General features: G+C 70.9%; 14 protein-coding genes and 3 pseudogenes. 14 read left to right on the forward strand and 3 right to left on the reverse strand.

Annotated elements, in window-relative coordinates; genetic code table 11:
- Window positions 1-121: 121 nt before the first annotated feature.
- Together ABTZ17_RS18850 and ABTZ17_RS18855 are read right to left on the reverse strand one after the other, a co-directional pair.
- Window positions 122-737, reverse strand: a pseudogene (locus tag ABTZ17_RS18850) (transposase).
- A 207-nt stretch (window positions 738-944) separates the two neighbouring features.
- The gene (locus ABTZ17_RS18855; protein WP_502994734.1) at window positions 945-2,690 is read right to left on the reverse strand and encodes a helix-turn-helix domain-containing protein; all 1,746 of its coding nucleotides are present in this window, start codon (window positions 2,688-2,690) and stop codon (window positions 945-947) included.
- A 601-nt stretch (window positions 2,691-3,291) separates the two neighbouring features.
- Between ABTZ17_RS18855 and dnaK the strand changes: the two genes are divergently transcribed.
- From dnaK to ABTZ17_RS18905, 10 genes and pseudogenes are all read left to right on the forward strand, one after another.
- Complete coding sequence (gene dnaK, locus ABTZ17_RS18860) at window positions 3,292-5,193, forward strand: molecular chaperone DnaK (protein ID WP_352196774.1); 1,902 nt, start codon at window positions 3,292-3,294, stop codon at window positions 5,191-5,193.
- Window positions 5,194-5,201: 8 nt separating this feature from the next.
- A complete protein-coding gene (locus ABTZ17_RS18865) occupies window positions 5,202-5,810 on the forward strand; it encodes a nucleotide exchange factor GrpE (protein ID WP_352196775.1) in 609 nt (202 codons plus the stop codon).
- Window positions 5,811-5,816: 6 nt separating this feature from the next.
- The gene (locus ABTZ17_RS18870) at window positions 5,817-6,764 is read left to right on the forward strand and encodes a DnaJ C-terminal domain-containing protein (RefSeq protein WP_352196776.1); all 948 of its coding nucleotides are present in this window, start codon (window positions 5,817-5,819) and stop codon (window positions 6,762-6,764) included.
- Window positions 6,764-7,171, forward strand: coding sequence for a chaperone modulator CbpM (locus ABTZ17_RS18875; RefSeq protein WP_352196777.1), 408 nt, complete (start codon window positions 6,764-6,766; stop codon window positions 7,169-7,171). The genes ABTZ17_RS18870 and ABTZ17_RS18875 overlap by 1 nt, the downstream gene beginning before the upstream one ends.
- Window positions 7,162-9,801 (forward strand): ATP-dependent chaperone ClpB, encoded by a 2,640-nt coding sequence (clpB, locus tag ABTZ17_RS18880; RefSeq protein ID WP_352196778.1) that lies wholly within the window; start codon window positions 7,162-7,164, stop codon window positions 9,799-9,801. The genes ABTZ17_RS18875 and clpB overlap by 10 nt, the downstream gene beginning before the upstream one ends.
- Complete coding sequence (gene trxA, locus ABTZ17_RS18885) at window positions 9,798-10,256, forward strand: thioredoxin (protein WP_352196779.1); 459 nt, start codon at window positions 9,798-9,800, stop codon at window positions 10,254-10,256. Before clpB ends, trxA begins: the two co-directional genes overlap by 4 nt.
- 71 nt (window positions 10,257-10,327) lie before the next feature.
- A complete protein-coding gene (locus tag ABTZ17_RS18890) occupies window positions 10,328-10,591 on the forward strand; it encodes a UBP-type zinc finger domain-containing protein (protein WP_352196780.1) in 264 nt (87 codons plus the stop codon).
- On the forward strand, window positions 10,591-12,348 hold the full coding sequence (locus tag ABTZ17_RS18895; protein ID WP_352196781.1) for an FAD-dependent oxidoreductase: 1,758 nt from the start codon (window positions 10,591-10,593) through the stop codon (window positions 12,346-12,348). The genes ABTZ17_RS18890 and ABTZ17_RS18895 overlap by 1 nt, the downstream gene beginning before the upstream one ends.
- Window positions 12,349-12,479: 131 nt before the next feature.
- Window positions 12,480-13,613 carry a hypothetical protein gene (locus tag ABTZ17_RS18900; RefSeq protein ID WP_352196782.1) on the forward strand — a complete coding sequence of 378 codons (1,134 nt, stop codon included), beginning with the start codon at window positions 12,480-12,482 and terminating at the stop codon, window positions 13,611-13,613.
- Between the two features lie 158 nt (window positions 13,614-13,771).
- A pseudogene (locus ABTZ17_RS18905) lies at window positions 13,772-15,948 on the forward strand (FUSC family protein).
- Here ABTZ17_RS18905 and ABTZ17_RS18910 read toward each other — a convergent pair.
- Window positions 15,922-16,260 (reverse strand): phosphate-starvation-inducible PsiE family protein, encoded by a 339-nt coding sequence (locus ABTZ17_RS18910; RefSeq protein ID WP_352196786.1) that lies wholly within the window; start codon window positions 16,258-16,260, stop codon window positions 15,922-15,924. The pseudogene ABTZ17_RS18905 and the gene ABTZ17_RS18910 sit on opposite strands and share 27 nt — an antisense overlap.
- On the opposite strand from ABTZ17_RS18910, the gene ABTZ17_RS18915 reads away from it, so the two are divergent.
- From ABTZ17_RS18915 to ABTZ17_RS18930, 4 genes and pseudogenes are all read left to right on the forward strand, one after another.
- The gene (locus ABTZ17_RS18915) at window positions 16,234-16,422 is read left to right on the forward strand and encodes a hypothetical protein (protein WP_352196783.1); all 189 of its coding nucleotides are present in this window, start codon (window positions 16,234-16,236) and stop codon (window positions 16,420-16,422) included. The genes ABTZ17_RS18910 and ABTZ17_RS18915 overlap by 27 nt on opposite strands.
- A gap of 281 nt (window positions 16,423-16,703) precedes the next feature.
- Window positions 16,704-16,865 (forward strand): annotated as a pseudogene (locus ABTZ17_RS18920) (pirin family protein); the annotation flags it as partial.
- Between the two features lie 131 nt (window positions 16,866-16,996).
- The gene (locus ABTZ17_RS18925; RefSeq protein WP_352196784.1) at window positions 16,997-17,257 is read left to right on the forward strand and encodes a hypothetical protein; all 261 of its coding nucleotides are present in this window, start codon (window positions 16,997-16,999) and stop codon (window positions 17,255-17,257) included.
- 100 nt (window positions 17,258-17,357) lie between these two features.
- On the forward strand, window positions 17,358-17,552 hold the full coding sequence (locus tag ABTZ17_RS18930; protein ID WP_352196785.1) for a hypothetical protein: 195 nt from the start codon (window positions 17,358-17,360) through the stop codon (window positions 17,550-17,552).
- The last annotated feature ends 44 nt before the right edge of the window (window positions 17,553-17,596 follow it).

Consider the following 17,596-nt stretch of genomic DNA (forward strand, 5'->3'; position numbering starts at 1 on the left):
GTGACCGGATGGCGTCGAACGGGTCTCCTGTACGGCCGCGCCGATGCCTCAGATTATCCATTTTGTCACCTTTTGTGATTTAAGGGGCTTTATGTATTGCTTTCTTTCTGTAGGCGCCATTTCACTTGGCCGGTCTGCGGTGACATACGCGGGTTGCGGCGATGACAGCGAAGGTCAGGAAGTGTTCCGGCTCACGCTCGTAGCGGCGGTGCGCGTCGGCAGCCGGACATCCGGGACACGGTCCGCTCCACGACCCGGCGATGTCGTCTCCCAGGCGCTGGGTCGTGGAGCGCCCTTGCGGGCGAGGCGGTGCCGGATGCCGCGGGATGCCAGCCATCGCCGCAGGTGGCGGTAGTCGTAGCCCTTGTCTCCGTGCAGTTTCCCAGGCCGTCGGCGTCGCGGGCCGCGATGGGAGCGGATGGGCGGGAGGCCACGGACCGGTGGGATGAGGGCCTGGCTGTCGTGGAGGTTGGCGGCGGAGATGCCGATAGGCAGGGGCAGGCCCTGTCGGTCGACGATGAGGTGGATTTCGGATCCTTTCTTGCCGCGGTCGGCCGGATTCGGTCCCGTCAGCTGCCCCCATTGAGGGCCACGAAGATGATCGCGGCGAGCACCTCGCGGTCCCCGCGCCGGCGATGGCCTCCACCCTGCGGGCGAACCGGTGCCGGCGGCACCACTCGCTGGAACAATTCCCACAAGTCCTCCGGCGCCATCCGCTCGACAAGCGCAGCAGTCATCACCCCAGACTGCCGAAAGAGCAGGCCAACTGAAATGGCGTCTTACGGCACGGCTTGGATCGTCCCCGCACGACTGAGAACGCCTCGGGGCCGCACCGCACGCGCCGTCTTGTCCGACCGGTTGAGGACCAGCACTGCCGGGCTGTGCGGCCGGCGTACGCGCTGCTGTGGCGCGTGGACATTCGCGCACGACAATTGCAGTGCGCTTCAGTCGGATCCACCCAGCACGATCTTCCACACTCGGGTCGCTACCTGGAGGTTGAGCCGGTCCTCGACGTTCGCGAGGTCGTTGCCGCTGATGTCGCGGATGCGCTTGAGTCGGTAGCGCAGCGTGCTGCGGTGGATCGCGAGGGATTCGGCGGTCTCGTCGTAGTTGCCGCCGCAGTCGAAGTACTGAGACAGCGTCTCCACCATGGCCGTGTGGTGCCGGGAGTCGTAGTCGATCAGCTGCCCGAGCCACTCGTGGACGAACGTCTCCAGTTCCTGGTGGTCGTTGCCGGGTCCCAGGATGCGGTAGAGGCCCAGTTCGTCGAAGAACGCCGTGCCGTAGTGCTCGCGGGAGTGGCGGCGCACCTCCAGGGCGCGCTGCGCCTCCTGGTAGCGGTGGGGGATGTCGTCCAGGGAGTCGCAAGGGGCGCTCACGCCGATGGTCCCGGACCGTGTCCCGGTCTCCCGGACGAGCGCCTCGTACAGCGCGCGGGCGTGCGGCCTGTCGTCGGCGACCAGGACCACGTGGTCGGCGCGCCGGGTCAGCAGCGAGTGCATGCCCACAGCAGAGGCCGCCCGGCCCACGGTCTGCGCGAAGGAACCGTCCGCGGTCCGGTTCGACCACTGCACCACGACGACGTAGTGGCGGCGGTGCAGGTCGTGTCCGACTGCCTCGGACCGGGCGTAGGCGCTCGCCTCGTCCGTTCCCGCCAGGAGGTCGTCGGCCAGCTCGCGGTGCAGCCTCGACTCCACTTCGGCCAGATCGCGCAGGTGCGCCAGCTCCGGGGCGAGTGACGCGGCGCCGTCCTCCAGCGCGCGCATGGTGTGTTCGTCGGCCTCGCCCCGGACGTCGACCAGGGCCAGCACGCCCAGGATCTCGCCGTGCGGGCGGACCAGGGTGACCAGGCGGTCATTCACTCGCACCGGCCCGGCCTGACGGCCGACGGCGTACAACATTTCGTCCTGGCGCACGGGGTCCGGTTCGGGATAGGGGTCGGGGCGGTCGGGGCCGCTCCAGGACCTCAGCCGACCGAAGCGGTCCTCGACCAGCGCGGGGAGTCCGGTGAGCCCGTGCAGTGCGCGGGTGAGGGTTTCCTCGGCGCAGCCCGAGGCGGCGACGTCGGTCATGAGCGCGTGAACGGCTCGCTGGTACCCCAGCTCGGCCACGACGGAGATCAGCCGCCCCTGGAGGGCTGTCCGCTCCTCCCTCAGCCGGTGCAGCTCCAGCGCGTCCTCGCGCCGGCGGCGGTGTGTGAAGGCGATCGACAGTGCAGCGGCGGTGAGCTGGACCAGCGTGGCGAGCAGGAAGCGCTCGGCCTCGGTGGGCCGGGAGCGGCACGTCACCACGAGGTAGCCGTGGAGCCTCCCAAACCCGCGCAGTCCCAGGGCCCGGCCTCGGGATCGGCCGGGCACGCTCACAACCCCGTCCTCCCCGGCCAGCTCCCGCACCCTCCGGTCCACGGCCACGGCATGAAGCAGCCCGTTCCCCGGGCTGGGGATCAGGGCGCCGTCCACCTCGAGGTACCCGGCCTCGGCGCTGTACGGCCCTGCGGCGGCTATGTGATCCATGGCCAGGCCCAGGATCTCCCTTTCGTCCAGGGAGTCGAACAGGGCCCCGGAGAGCACCATCAGATCGTGGGAGGCGCGGTCGGCCGGGGTCGGAGTGGGTGGGCGGGGCCCTCGCCGTGCCGCCGTGGGGCGCCATCCGCTGCCTCGGGGTGGGGCGGACCCTCTCCGCGCGACCATGAGTAGCCGCCCGCCGCTGACCCGCGGAAGGCTGCTCTCCGGGTCGCAGCGGCGGAGGTACAGGTCGTGCGCCCGGCTGCTGGCCATGGGATCACTCCGTTCTCTCCGAGCTTACAGCCGTGCGGTGCTGCTTGGCCGGGCCGGCTCGTACGAGATGTTCGGATTCGTCCTCTCGCGCTCGTGGGGTGACTGGACGCGTGTCTTTCTGACTCGCCAGGCGCAGGCGTGGAGCCTCTGGGCCCGCCACCCTGAGGAGTGTTCTTTAAACCGTCCACGCGCACCGGCAGGAAGGGCCGGGCGGTGACCGAGCAGCCGTAGGCCGGCTGCCTCGTACACAACGTACCGGGAAGCCGGACGCGCCGTTGATCACCTCTCCGTCCACGGGCTTCCCGTGGAGAGGGCCCCGGCGTCCTGTTCGGGCGGCTTTTCGGCCTGGTGAACCGCCTCGACCCCGTTGTCTGCGCCCTGCTCCTCGTCGAGAAGGCCTCCGACGAGGCAGGGCTGATCGGCGGGCTGGAGACCACTGGCAGAGGTCCCACCCGTACCCGAACGAACGTGATCCGGACAGTCGGCGCAGGCGCCGTACCGGGAGGAGTACCTCATGGCCAAGGCAGTGGGCATCGATCTGGGCACCACCAACTCGGTGATCGCCGTATGGGAGGGCGGAGAGCCGTCCGTCGTGCCCAACAGCGAGGGCAACCGCACGACACCGTCCGTGGTGGGCTTCACCGACACCGGGGAACGTCTGGTGGGCCAGCTGGCCCGGCGCCAGGCGATCCTCAATCCCAAGGGCACCATCTACTCGGCCAAGCGGTTCATCGGCCGGCATTTCGACGAGATCTCCGACGAGGCCAAGGCGGTGGCGTACGACGTCGTCGAGGGCGACGGCGGGGCGGCCCGCTTCAAGGTGCGCGACAAGCTGTACGCGCCCGAGGAGATCAGTGCACAGGTGCTGCGCAAACTCACGGAGGACGCCTCCAAGCAGCTCGGGGAGCGGGTCACGGAGGCGGTCATCACGGTGCCCGCCTACTTCAACGACGCCCAGCGCACCGCCACCAAGGACGCCGGACGGATCGCGGGACTGGAAGTGCTGCGGATCATCAACGAGCCGACGGCGGCCGCCCTCGCGTACGGCGTGGACAAGAAGGAGCACGAGACCGTCCTCGTCTTCGACCTGGGCGGCGGCACCTTCGACGTGAGCATCCTCGACGTCGGCGACGGCGTGGTGGAGGTGCGCTCCACCGCAGGCGACAGCCACCTGGGCGGCGACGACTTCGACCGGCGCCTGGTGGACCACCTCGCGGACGGCTTCCAGAAGGAGAACGGCATCGACCTGCGCCAGGACGCGCAGGCGCTGCAACGCTTGTTCGAGGCAGCGGAGAAGGCCAAGACCGAGCTGAGCTCGGTGACGCAGACGCAGGTCAGCCTGCCGTTCATCACCGCCGACGCCGCCGGGCCCAAGCACCTCACCGACTCGATCATGCGGTCCACGTTCGAGCAGATCACCGGCGACCTGGTGGATCGCTGCCTGGGGCCGGTCCAGCAGGCCATCGCCGACGCCAAGGTCGGCGAGAGCGACATCGACGAGGTCATCCTCGTCGGCGGGTCCACCCGCATCCCCGCTGTCCAGACCCTGGTCCGCCGGCTGACCGGCGGCAAGGAACCCAACATGAGCGTCAACCCCGACGAGGTCGTGGCCCTCGGTGCCGCGATCCAGGCAGGGGTGCTCAAGGGTGAGGTCAAGGACGTCCTGCTGCTCGACGTGACCCCCTTGTCGCTGGGCGTGGAGACACGCGGCGGAGTGATGACGAAGATCATCGAGCGGAACACCACCATCCCGGTGCGCCGCAGCGAGACCTTCTCCACCGCCGAGGACAACCAGCCGGCCGTCGACGTGGTGGTCCTCCAGGGCGAGCGCGAGCTGGCCGCCGACAACCGGGTGCTGGGCCGGTTCCAGCTCACCGACATCCGGCCGGCGCCGCGGGGCGAAGCCCAGATCGAGGTCACCTTCGACATCGACGCCAACGGCATCCTCGAGGTCAAGGCTCGCGACCGGGACACCGGCAAGGAACAGGGCATCACCATCAGCGAGAGCTCCAACCTGGACCGCAGCGAGGTCGAACACATGGTCCAGGAGGCCGAAAGCAACCAGGGCAAGGACAAGGCACTCCGCGAAGCCGTCGACGCCCGCAACGAACTCGACGCCGTCGCGTACCAGGTCGAGAAGCGTCTCGCCGAACTGGGCGACGCGGCGCCCGCGCACGAGAAGGCACGCGGCGAGATGCTCGTGTCGGACGCCCGCGCGGCGGTCAAGGAAGAGGCGGGCGTCGAGCGCGTGCGACCCCTGACCTCCGAACTCCAGCAGGCAATAGCCGGGCTGACGGCCCATCAGGTCGCCACCGCCCCGGGCGGAGATCCCGGTCAGGACGCCGCCACCGGCGGACCCACGAGTGGCGGTTACGGTGACGATGATGTCATCGACGCCGAGTTCGACAAGGGCTGAGGCGCGCCATGCCCACCTACCCCCAGGAACCCGACCGGGCCGCGCCGGATCCGGTCGAACCGGTCCCGGAAGGCATCGGACGCCCTTCTCGCGGGGATCTGCCCGAACCGGGCCCACTGGGGCTCGGAGCGGGGGACGGCGAACCGGGACCCGATGCCGCCGGCTCCGCGCCTGCCGAGGACGAGTACACGACCGCGATCCGGGAACTGGAGGACCGATGGCGGCGCGCACTCGCCGACCTCGACAACCTTCGCAAGCGTCACGCCAGGGAACTGGAGCGCGAACGGGCGGTGGAGCGGGCTCGCACGGCGGCCGCCTTCCTGCCCGTCCTCGACAACCTCGAACTGGCCCTGACCCATGCGGGCGCCGACCCGGGCGCGATCGTGGAGGGCATCCTGGCCGTACGCGACCAAGCGGTGAACGTCCTCGAACTGCTCGGCTACCCGCGGCACGCGGAGACCGGCGTCCCCTTCGATCCGGCCCGGCACGAGGTGGTCGGCATCGTCCAGGACCCGGACGCCCCACCGGGCACGGTCGTCGAGGTACTGCGCCCCGGCTACGGGGACGGCGAGCGGCAGCTCAGGCCCGCCGCCGTAACCGTCGCCAAGCGGGAGTGACCGGTCATGGCGCGGGACTACTACGAAGTGCTCGGCGTGTCGCGGTCCGCGAGCCAGGACGAGATCCAGCAGGCGTATCGCAAACTCGCCCGCAGGCACCACCCCGACGTCAACAAGGACCCTGGGGCGGAGGAGCGTTTCAAGGACCTCAACGAGGCATACAGCGTCCTGTCCGATCCCAAGACCCGAGCCCGCTACGACCGCTTCGGCGAGGACTTCCGCAAGATCCCGGAGGACTTCGACGAGCGGGTCGCGGCGGGAGCGGGCGGCGGCTTCCGCGGTCGCACGACCGCAGGCGGCGGCGGTTCTCGTGTCCGGTACGCCGGCTTCGACGACGACTTCGGAGCGGAGGGCATCGACATCGAGGACCTGTTCGGCTCCATGTTCGGAGCCGGCGCCGCCCGAGGGAGCGTCCCCGGAGCGGACCAGGAGGCCGAACTGCCGCTCACCGTCGAGGAGGCGTACCGAGGCGGCCGCCGCACCGTCACGCTGGCCGGTCCCACCGGGCAGCCGCGGCGGTACGAGGTCGACGTGCCGCCGGGCGTCACGGGCGGGCAGCGCATCCGACTGGCGGGCGAGGGCGGCCGGGGCAGTGGTGACGCCGACGCGGGCGACCTGTACCTGCGCGTGCGCATCCAGCCCCACCCCCTGTTCCGGCTGGACGGCCGCGACGTGCACGTCCAGGTCCCGGTGGCCCCCTGGGAGGCGGCCCTGGGTGCGACCGTGCCGGTGCCCACCCCCGGCGGCGGCACGGCCAAGGTCACGGTGCCCGCGGGCTCGTCCAGCGGCCGGCGGCTGCGGCTGCGCGGCGAGGGCATGCCGAACCCGCGCGGCGCGAACGGCGACCTGTACGCCGAACTCCGCATCATGGTGCCACCCACCCTCGGCGACCGTGAGCGCGAACTGTTCGCGGAGCTCGCCGCCGCCTCCTCGTACGACCCCAGGAGGACGTGATGAACCAACCACCCGCGGGAGCGTCAGGCCCCCGCCGGGCTGGCGTGGGCAACCGTCCGGTGCGAACGGGCGCCGACCTCACCGCCTCGACGGCCGTCCGGTACGCGCTCGTGCCCGCCCCCAGGCTCTCCCTCGACGCCGTGGCCCGTCGCTCGGGCCTCCACCCCGATCTGATCCGCCGGTTCGTCGCCCTCGGACTGGTCGACGCCGAACGCGACGCCGCGGGGCACCTGGTGTTCGATCCCACGGCCCCGGCGGTGCTCGCCCGTATCCAGCGGCTGCGCTCCGGACTCTGCCTCAACTACGCCTCGATCGGCCTGGTACTCGACCTGCTCGATCGCATCAGCCTGCTCGAAGCCGCCCTGCGCGGCCGCGGCACGAGGAGTGAAACACCCCCATGGACATGAACCGTCTCACCCAGAAGTCCCAGGAAGCCCTCCAGGAGGCCCAGACCGCGGCCGGCCGCATGGGGCACACCGAGGTCGACGGGGAGCACCTGCTGCTCGCGCTCCTCGATCAGGAGCACGGTCTGATCCCGCGTTTGCTGGAGCAGGCCGGCAAGGAGCCGGAGGGACTGCGCGAGGCCGTGCGCGAGGAACTCTCCCGTCGCCCGAAGGTCACCGGCCCCGGCGCGGCACCCGGCCAGGTCTTCGTCACCCAGCGCCTCGCCCAGCTGCTCGACGCCGCCGAGCGGGAGGCCAAACGCCTCAAGGACGACTACGTGTCCGTGGAACACCTCCTGCTCGCCCTGGCCGAGGAGAGCTCTTCGACCGCTGCCGGGCGACTACTCAAACAGGCCGGCATCACCCGGGACTCGTTCCTGAGCGCGCTCACCCAGGTCCGCGGGAACCAGCGCGTCACTTCCGCCCACCCCGAAGTGGCCTACGAGGCTCTGGAGAAGTACGGCCGCGACCTCGTCGTCGAGGCTCGGGCCGGGCGGCTGGACCCGGTCATCGGCCGTGACGCGGAGATCCGCCGCGTCACCCAGATCCTCAGCCGCAAGACCAAGAACAACCCCGTACTCATCGGCGACCCCGGCGTCGGCAAGACCGCCATCGTCGAGGGCCTGGCGCAGCGCATCGTCCGCGGCGACGTTCCCGAGGGGCTGCGCGACAGGACGGTGTTCGCCCTGGACATGGGCTCCCTGGTCGCCGGCGCCAAGTACCGCGGCGAGTTCGAGGAACGTCTGAAGGCCGTACTGTCCGAGGTCAAGGCCGCCGAAGGGCGCATCCTGCTCTTCGTCGACGAACTCCACACCGTCGTCGGCGCAGGCGCCGCCGAAGGAGCCATGGACGCGGGCAACATGCTCAAGCCGATGCTGGCCCGGGGCGAACTCCACATGGTCGGCGCCACCACCCTCGACGAGTACCGCAAGCACATCGAGAAGGACGCCGCCCTCGAACGCCGCTTCCAGCAGGTCCTGGTCGAGGAGCCCAGCGTGGAGGACACCATCTCCATCCTGCGCGGCCTGCGCGAACGCCTGGAGGTCTTCCACGGCGTGAAGATCCAGGACACCGCGCTGGTCTCCGCGGCCACCCTCAGCCACCGTTACATCACCGATCGGTTCCTGCCCGACAAGGCCATCGACCTCGTCGACGAGGCGTGCGCCAGGCTGCGTACCGAGATCGACTCGATGCCCGCCGAACTCGACGAGATCACCCGCCGTGTCACGCGGCTGGAGATCGAGGACGCCGCCCTGTCCAAGGAGACCGACCCCGCCAGCAAGACCCGTCTGGAGGAGCTGCGCAGGGAGCTGGCCGACCTGCGCGGCGAGGCCGACTCCAAACACGCCCAGTGGGAGGCCGAACGGCAGGCGATCCGCCGCGTGCAGGAACTGCGCCAGGAATTGGAACAGGTCCGCCACGAGGCAGAGGAGGCCGAACGCGCCTACGACCTCAACCGTGCCGCCGAACTGCGCTACGGCCGCCTCCAGGACCTGGAGCGCCGACTCGCCGCGGAGGAGGAGCAACTGGCCACCAAACAAGGTCAGAACCGGCTGCTGCGCGAGGTCGTCACCGAGGAGGAGATCGCCGAGATCGTCGCCGCCTGGACCGGCGTTCCCGTTGCCCGCCTCCAGGAGGGCGAACGGGAGAAGCTGCTGCGCCTCGACGAGATCCTGCGCGAGCGCGTCATCGGTCAGGACGAGGCCGTCAAGCTCGTCACCGACGCCATCATCCGTGCCCGCTCCGGCATCCGAGACCCTCGCCGCCCCATCGGCTCGTTCATCTTCCTCGGCCCCACCGGCGTCGGGAAGACCGAGCTGGCCAAGACCCTCGCCCGAGCCCTGTTCGACTCCGAGGAGAGCATGATCCGCCTCGACATGAGCGAGTACCAGGAGCGGCACACGGTCAGCCGGCTCATGGGCGCACCGCCCGGATACGTCGGCTACGAGGAGGGCGGCCAGCTCACCGAGGCCGTGCGCCGCAAGCCGTACTCGGTCGTCCTGTTCGACGAGGTCGAGAAGGCGCACACGGATGTCTTCAACACGCTGCTGCAGATCCTCGACGACGGTCGCATCACCGACGCTCAGGGCCGTACCGTCGACTTCCGCAACACCGTGATCATCATGACCTCCAACATCGGCTCCGAGCACCTCCTCGACGGCGCCACCGCCGAGGGCGAGATCAAGCCCGATGCCCGCGCCCTGGTGATGGGCGAGCTGCGCGGGCACTTCCGCCCGGAGTTCCTCAACCGCGTCGACGACATCGTGCTGTTCAAGCCACTCGGTGAGCGGCAGATCGAGCGGATCGTGGAGTTGCAGTTCGACGAGATGCGGCGGAGGCTCGCCGAGCGCCGCATCACCGTCGAACTGTCCGACATCGCACGGGAGGTGATCGCCCACCAGGGCTACGACCCGGTGTACGGGGCCCGGCCGCTGCGGCGCTACATCTCCCACGAGGTCGAGACGCTGGTCGGGCGGGCCCTGCTGCGGGGCGACGTCCAGGACGGTGCGACGGTGCGCGTCGACGCCGAGCACGGAGAGCTGGTGGTCACCTACGACCACCAGGAGGGTGACCGGAAGGCGAGGGCGGCGTGAACACCATCCGGACGACGACGGTGACCTGCCCGAACTGCGGGCGCGGCAACCGGATTCCCGCGGCTGCCGAGGGACGGCCCAAGTGTGGCCACTGCAAGCATGCCCTGCCCTGGGTCGTCGACGCGGGCGAAGACGACTTCATCGAGGTCGCTGACAACGCCACGGTGCCGGTCGTCGTCGACCTCTGGGCCACCTGGTGCGGTCCCTGCCGCATGGTCAGCCCAGCCCTCGAACAGGTCGCCCGGGACCTCGCCGGACAGATCAAGCTCGTCAAGGTCGACGTCGACCAGAACCCACGGCTCAGTCGGCGGTTCGAGGTGCAGGCGGTGCCGACCCTGCTCGTCCTGGACCGGGGCGAGACGCTCGCCCGGCAGGCCGGCGCGGCACCCGCGCCCGTCCTGCGCTCCTGGGTCGAGCAGGCGGTGGCGGGCCGGCAGACCACTGCGGGAGGGTGAAGGCGACGGTGCTGAGGAAGACCAACGCCGGCCGCGGCCGATCACGCCCACTTCACGGAAGGAAAACCCTCATGGCCACGATTCCCGACCCGCACCTGGCGATGGTTCGCCCAGTGACGCCGCGTACCCCGCAGGGCTGCGAGGAGTGCCTCAGGGAGCAGTCCCCGTGGCTCCACCTGCGCCTGTGTCTCACCTGTGGGCACGTCGGCTGCTGCGATTCCTCCCCCCTCAAGCACGCCAGGCGGCATGCGGGGAGCGTCGGTCACCCCGTCGTGCAGTCCTTCGAGCCGGCAGAGGACTGGCGCTGGTGCTTCGTCCACGAGGCGCTGGTCTGATGAGCACGGCCGAGCACGAGAAGGGTGCGGTCCGCGAGACACCGGACCGGTACGGGGCGTTCCCGCGCCTCCCGTCGGAGCAGCTCGAGGACCTGAGCGCGCACGGTGAGCGCCGCAGGACCGCCGAGGGCGAGGTGCTGTACCGCGAGGGCGAGCCGTTCCGGGAGTTCCTCGTGATCCTCAGCGGGACCGTCGAAATCCTCAGCGACCAGGGCGGCCCCGACGAGCGCACGGTCGCGGTCCACGGACCCGGCAGGTTCCTGGGCGAACTCGGACTGCTGGAAGGCCAGGCAGCGTTCAACACCGCCGTGGTGCGCGAGGCCGGCGAGATCCTTGCCGTACCGGTGGAGCGGCAACGCGCCCTGGTCGGCAGCGACCCCGTCCTCGGCGACCTGATCCTCCGCGCCTACCTGGGCCGCAGGTACCTGCTCATCGGCCTCGGCGCCGGCTTCCGGATCCTGGGGTCGTGCTATTCACGGGACACGCTGCGGCTGCGCGAGTTCGCCGCCCGCAACCGGCTGCCCCACCGCTGGGTGGATCTGGAGAGGGACAAGGAGGCCGAGGCGCTGCTGCGCCGGTTCGCCATCCGTCCCGAGGAGACGCCGGTGGTCCTGTGGCAGGGCGAGCGGCTCCTGCGCAATCCGAGCAACGCTGAACTCGCCCGGCTCATCGGGCTGCCCGCCCCCGCCCCCTCGGCCGAGAACGAACGGTGCGAGGTCATCGTGGTCGGTGCGGGCCCCGCAGGACTCGCCGCCGCCGTGTACGGTGCCTCCGACGGCCTCACCACGGTCACCGTCGACGCCGTGGCCACGGGAGGCCAGGCAGCGACCTCGTCCCGCATCGAGAACTACCTCGGCTTCCCGTCCGGCATCTCCGGGGGCGAACTCATCGAGCGTGCGGTGCTCCAGGCGCACAAGTTCGGCGCCCGTCTGATGGTGCCGGCGGAGGTCAGCGCGCTCACCCCGCAGGACGATGAGTACATCGTCACGTTCACAGACGGCTCCCGGGCCCGGGCCGGCGCCGTGGTGCTCGCCTCGGGCGTGCGGTACCGCAGGCTCGAAGTGCCCGGCATCGACCGCCTGGAAGGGATCAGCGTCTACTACGCGGCGACGGTCCACGAGGCCGGCCTCTGCCGCGCCGACCCGGTCGCCGTGGTCGGCGGCGGGAACTCCGCCGGACAAGCGGCGTTGTTCCTCGCCCAGCACGCGTCCGAGGTGCACCTCCTCGTCCGGGGCAGCGACCTCAACGCGGACATGTCGCGCTACCTGGTGGACCAGGTGGAGCAGCACCCCAAGATCGAGGTGCTGCTCCGCACCGAAGTACGGGGCGTCGCCGGCAAGGAGAAGCTGGAGTCGCTGACGGTGGAGGACAACGCAAGCCATGAGCGCCGTGAGCTGCAGGCCGCGGCGCTGTTCGTGTTCATCGGCGCCCGCCCCCGCACGGAATGGCTGGGGGGCGTGCTGGCCCTGGACGAAAGGGGCTTCGTCCTCACCGGCGCCGACGCCGGGGCGGTGGCCGATACGAACCGGTGGGCCTCGCTGGGCCGCGATCCGATGCTGCTGGAGACCACCCTGCCCGGGGTCTTCGCCGCCGGCGACGTCAGGAGCGGCTCGGTGAAACGGGTGGCCTCGGCGACCGGTGAAGGCGCCATGGCGATCCGCCTCGTGCACGAGCACCGGGAACGGAAGGGAAACCTGGTCACAGTCGGCCCCGAGGGACGCCGGCCGGAAGCGGGCGGGCCCGTGTCCTCGCGCTGACCCGGCCCCTGACGGACCCGATACGTGGCCCCACCCGTAAGGACAGCGTGTCACCACGGCTTCGCCTCCACCCAGGGGCATCCTGTGAACCCTTGCAATCGCGGAGGACAGCCGAGGAGGATGGTCCGGTCGTGCGGGAGTCGGCGCAGGGCGTCACGGTCGTAGCTCTCCTGGCCGATCCGGACGCGCCCACGGACGTCGCGCGGCGCATCGCCCGGATGCTTCCTGACCGGCTCGCTGAAAAGGCGGGCCAGGGGCGTCGGTTCGACGTCAAGGTGGTCAGTGAGCCCTTCACCTCGGGGACCGAGGCCCCGCACACCTTGATGCGCCGGATCAGGGAGCGCGCAAGTGCGGAGAACTGGGACATCGTGGTGGCCCTCACCGACCTTCCGCTGCACTCACACGGGCGCAGGATTCTTGTGGATCTGAGTCACGAACACGGCTTGGCGCTGCTGTCCCTTCCTTCCCTGGGGGGCTTGCGGCTGCAGACGAGAGCCCGGCGGGCAGTGGAAGAAGCCGTGCTCGGCTTGGCCGGTCCGCAGTCCACCGGTGCTGAGGGGCTTCCGCGCAGTCAGCCGCTTCCTGGCCCTTTCGCCGGTCGTCTCGCGCCTGTCCACCGGGGCCAGGTCGGTGACGAGGAGGCTGCCGATCTCCGGTACATCGTCAGCGGGCCGCGCGGCTACCTGCGGGTGCTCGCCGGTATGGTCCGCGCGAACCGGCCCTGGCGCTTGGTGTCGGGCCTGTCGAAAGCCCTGGCGGCCGCACTCGCCACGGGAGCCATCGCCACCCTGGACTCCACCACCTGGAGCCTCTCCGGTGCCCTGAGCGCGCAACGCCTCGTGATCGCCATGGTCGGGTCCGTCGGGCTCATGATCGGCTGGCTGATCGTGGACGGGGAGCTGTGGCACCGATCGACGGAGGGATCGCCGGAGGCGAGGCAGAGGGCGCGGCTCTACAACACCTCGACGGTCCTCACTGTCGGTATCGGGGCGCTCGTCTGCTACGTGGGATTGATGGTCATCAACTTGGTGTGGGCGCTGTTCATCCTCGACGACCGGGTGTTCGCTTCCACGACAGGAACCCCCCTGCACGCCACGGAGTATTTGACGTTGTCCTGGTTCGTCGCTTCGGTCGCCACGGTGGCCGGCGCGCTGGGATCGGGCTTGGAGAGCGACGAGGCGATCCGCGCAGCCACCTACTCCACGCGCGAAGAGCAACGTCGCCACATGCTCCAAGGCGACCACGGCGACCAGCTGATGACCTGAGTCGGAGATGCGTCGCTGGTTGGTGATCGTCAGGGCCCGACGACATCGCCGGTCGATCGGCGGCCCCCGAGGGCCACGAGGACCCCCGCCTCATGCTCAACGTTCTCGGCGGCGTGGCCGGCACGACCCGGTTGCGGGGCCGGGCTGGGCTCCTGCCCGTGACGTGGCTGCGGGCCCTCCGGGAAGTCGTGCGATCCGGGCTCACGATCGAGGAGGCGCGACTGGAGCCCCTGCTCGCGCTGCGCACGGCTGTGGGGGTGGCGCTCGTCATCGGGCCGGCGCTGTGGCGGGCCTCCCCGGCGTACGCCGCGTCCGCCGCCCTCGGCGCCTACTCCGCGGGCGCAGCCACGTTCCAGCGCACCTGGCGTCCCCGCAAAGTCATCGCGCTCGGCGCGGGCCTAGGTCTGGCACTCGGCACCTTCCTCGGGTATCCGGCCGCGGGGCGACTCGCGACGTTCCTCCCACTGCTGGCCGTATGGGCCTTTGCCGCAGGGACGGCGTGGGCCGTCGGATCGACCGCCGGGATCGTCGCGGCGACGACGGTCGGCAGCATGCTGGTGACCGTCACCCTGCCCACGAGCATCGGGCGGGCCCTGGAGCACGCCGGGATCATCGCGCTCGGGGGCGTGGCGCAGGCCCTGCTGATCCTGCTTTTCCCGATCCGCCGTTGGGGGGCGCATCGGGACGCGCTCGCCGATGCCTTGGCCGCCGTGGCGGACTACGCCCGCCGGCTGCGGCACGACCCGACCGCCCCGTTCGACCCGGAACCGTTGATGACGGCCCGGGACGCGGCCGCCGTGACGCCGTCGCAGGCCCGCACCCGTCCCTCCGTCCTGCACGGCCCCAGGGGACTCGCCGAGCGCATTCGGCCCGTCGTCGCCGCACTCGCCGACCCGGGCGTCGGCGCCCCGCCGGAGGGGCTCGGGCGGGACCGGGCAGGGGAGTTGCTCGACGCCGCCGCCGAGGTCCTGGATGAGGCCGCCCGTTCGATCCGCCGCGGCACTCCCGCCGAGGTGTCGCCCGGAAGCACGGACGTCCTGTGCGTCGACGAGGAGCACGAGGTGCTGGAGGGCCCCGCGCGGCAGGCCGCCGAGCGGCTCGTGGAACTGCTCGGCGAGGCCTTGGAGATCGCCCGGTGCGGCACGCCCGGGAGGACGCCCGCGCCGCCCGTCCCCGAGGACGCCCAGGTCCTGGTGCGCCCGACCATGTTCCGGCTGGTCCCGGTCGTGGTCCGGGCGGTCCGACGTGAGCTCCGCCGGGACTCGCCCGTGTTCCGGCACGCCGTCCGCCTGGCGGCGGTGGCCACGCTCGGCTACCTGATCGCCGCCCGGCTTCCGGTGGGCCACGGCTATTGGGTGCCCATCACTTCGGTGATGGTGATGGGGCCGGGCTTCCACCAGACGTACGCGCGGGCGGTGGCCCGTCGCGCCGGGACCCTGGCGGGGGTCGCGCTCGCCACCGGGATGGTGCGGGCCCTGGGCCCGGACGCCGCCAGGTGTTCGGCCTGCTGGCGGTGGTCTCGGCGGGCCTGTCGTTCACGCTGAACCGCACCGGCTACGCCTACTCCCAGTGCTTCACGGCCGCATACGTCGTCTTCCTGCTCGGCATGGGCGGCCAGGCATGGGAGCAGACGGTCCCGGAAAGGGTGGTGCTCACCCTGCTCGGCGGGGCCCTCGCGATGCTGGCGTACGTGGTGTTCCCCGGATGGGAGACACCCCGGCTGCCGGGCCGGCTTGCGGACTGGCTCGCCGCCGAGGGCCGTTACGCGGCCGCGGTGCTCCGCAGCTACGCCGAACCGACCCGGGAACACCACGCCGACCTGCGCAGAGCACTGATGGCGAGCAGGGAGGCACGTGCCGCCTGGCAGGAGACGTACGACCGGGCGAGACAGGAACCGGTCGGCCCCAGGGGCCTGACGTCACGCGAGGCGGAGGAGGCGCAGGAGGCGATCAAGGGCTTCGACCGGGCGGCGATGCTCATGGAGAGCCACGTCCCGCGGGCCGACAGCCGTCCCGTCCCCGAGGCGGAGCGGCTCGCCGAGGCTCTGGAGGCGGACACTGCGCAGGCGGCGGTCGACGTGCGCGAGCACAGGAATCGGGATTGGGCGCGCGTGGAGGAGGCGCTCCACGCGTGGGAGGGCGCCGCCGCCGGGGACGGGAGCCCGGTGGTGCGGCGCGGGGCGGCAATGCAGAAGCGGGCCTTGGAGGCCCTCGCGACGGCCGTGAGCCGTACACCCCTGGAACGGGACGTCGGCTCCGCTCGCGAAGAGCAACGGGTGCGGGCGGCCGCAGCGACGGAAGGTGACGGATCAGGATCCGCCCACCGGGGTGGGTGACGGCTCCGGCGACGGAGAAGCGCGCCGCGCCTCCTGGAGCGGGACGTAGTCTCCCGGCCGCGTCGAGCGACGCCACACGTACCCCGCTGTCGCCATCACGAGGATCAGACCTGCCAAAACGAGCAGTTCGACACCCTCGACGTAACACCGGAAGGACTTCTCCGCCTCGGCCGTCACGATGAGCACCTTGCGGATGCCGGCGATCAGGCCGGCGACGAGAAACGGCTCCGCGTCGAGGGTCTGGTTCCTGATGGTCAGGCGGACGTGTGGAGCAGCTCGGCCACGATGAAGAGCGCCAGGCTGCTGTCCAATGCGGAGAGAACGATCGTCTCCTCACGGTACGGCCCCTGGATCGATCGGTTCCGTCCCGGCTTCCATCCCACCCACCACGACACCGTCCGCCGCGAACGCGTACAGCTCACTGCGGACGGCGTCCGCCGCCGCCCGACGACCGAAAGCCTGCCCACCGGCTGAAGGGCGGAGGCCTATGTGCTGCGCGGACAGCCACCACTCCTGTCAGAGGGTTGCAGTCTGCCGCTGTTCAGGCGGGAGCTTGATCCGTGACTGGTCCGGAGACGGAGGCTGAGAGACCGAATCGACTACCTCGGGCAATTGTGGGGGGTCGTAACCACGTCGGGCGAGATGCCGAGCAAATCCTGGTCAGGCCCGTGGTCGTGGTGCCCTGATGCTGAGTTTTGCTGACTTTGAGGGACGCGTAACGCTCTGACCTGACGAAACGTGGAGCGATCCAATGGTTCTGGAACTGGATCGGCCGCTCCCACGAGGAGATCGCCCAGGCCCGCGAGGACTGGACGAACGGCACCCGCTTCGGCGAGGTCAAGGGCTACGACGGCCCCCCGATCCCGGCCCCGCAACTCCCCCCGACCCACCTGAAGCCGCGGGGACGCGTCCGCTGACCGACCCGAGGAGAGGTGCGGGGTAGGGGTCGGGAAGCCGGGGTCGGTCCGCGGGGCGGGCCGGCCGGGGGCGTGTGCGGGAACGGGGCGCGTCCGGTTTCAGCCTCGCCGACGGGGGCATCCGCCCGGCCATGGACACCTCAACTCCCGCCACGGATCCGGTGGATGCCCTGGGCGAGGAACAGCATCTCGTCCTTGCCGCGGACGCCAACGGGGACGGCAGGCCCGACGTGTGGATGACGGACACCACGGGCGACGGCACCGCCGACCTGTACCAGTTCGACACCACCGGCGACGGCTCGGTCGACGTGAGCATCATCGAGCTCGCGGACGGGCCCGGCCCCGACCGCGTGGCCGTCGAGGGCGACGCCGGCCGTCCCCCGCGGGGCTGACGCCCGGGGGCACCGGGCCGGCCTCGTTGAACGCACACCCCTGCGGCGACCCGGGCGACCCGCCCGGGCACCTCACGCACCCTCCACAGAAGGAGCACTCATGCTCGGCATCGCCTCCGCGGTCCTGTTCTTCATCGCGTTCCTGATCAATGCCGCCGACATCGCCACCAACGACGTCTTCTCCTCGACGAACATCATGCTCCTCGGGCTGATCGCCCTGGCCCTCCACGTGTCCGGTATCGGCGGCGACCGGTCCGGCCACACCTCCAGACGCCGCCCGTGGTCCCGCTCCTGACCGCCGGAAGCGGGCCCGCGACGAGCCCCCGGAACGGTGTCGGC

Source organism: Streptomyces sp. NPDC097619, assembly GCF_040302735.1.
Lineage (GTDB): Bacteria > Actinomycetota > Actinomycetes > Streptomycetales > Streptomycetaceae > Streptomyces.

Excerpts from the sequence above, each read along its gene's own strand:
- ABTZ17_RS18865 (WP_352196775.1), top strand. The coding sequence starts at position 5,202 with ATGCCCACCTACCCCCAGGAACCCGACCGGGCCGCGCCGGATCCGGTC.
- ABTZ17_RS18895 (WP_352196781.1), top strand. The coding sequence starts at position 10,591 with ATGAGCACGGCCGAGCACGAGAAGGGTGCGGTCCGCGAGACACCGGAC.
- ABTZ17_RS18915 (WP_352196783.1), top strand. The coding sequence starts at position 16,234 with ATGAAGAGCGCCAGGCTGCTGTCCAATGCGGAGAGAACGATCGTCTCC.
- dnaK (WP_352196774.1), top strand. The coding sequence starts at position 3,292 with ATGGCCAAGGCAGTGGGCATCGATCTGGGCACCACCAACTCGGTGATC.
- ABTZ17_RS18925 (WP_352196784.1), top strand. The coding sequence starts at position 16,997 with ATGGACACCTCAACTCCCGCCACGGATCCGGTGGATGCCCTGGGCGAG.
- ABTZ17_RS18875 (WP_352196777.1), top strand. The coding sequence starts at position 6,764 with ATGAACCAACCACCCGCGGGAGCGTCAGGCCCCCGCCGGGCTGGCGTG.
- ABTZ17_RS18890 (WP_352196780.1), top strand. The coding sequence starts at position 10,328 with ATGGCCACGATTCCCGACCCGCACCTGGCGATGGTTCGCCCAGTGACG.
- ABTZ17_RS18930 (WP_352196785.1), top strand. The coding sequence starts at position 17,358 with ATGCTCGGCATCGCCTCCGCGGTCCTGTTCTTCATCGCGTTCCTGATC.
- ABTZ17_RS18870 (WP_352196776.1), top strand. The coding sequence starts at position 5,817 with ATGGCGCGGGACTACTACGAAGTGCTCGGCGTGTCGCGGTCCGCGAGC.
- clpB (WP_352196778.1), top strand. The coding sequence starts at position 7,162 with ATGGACATGAACCGTCTCACCCAGAAGTCCCAGGAAGCCCTCCAGGAG.
- ABTZ17_RS18855 (WP_502994734.1), bottom strand. The coding sequence starts at position 2,690 with ATGGTCGCGCGGAGAGGGTCCGCCCCACCCCGAGGCAGCGGATGGCGC.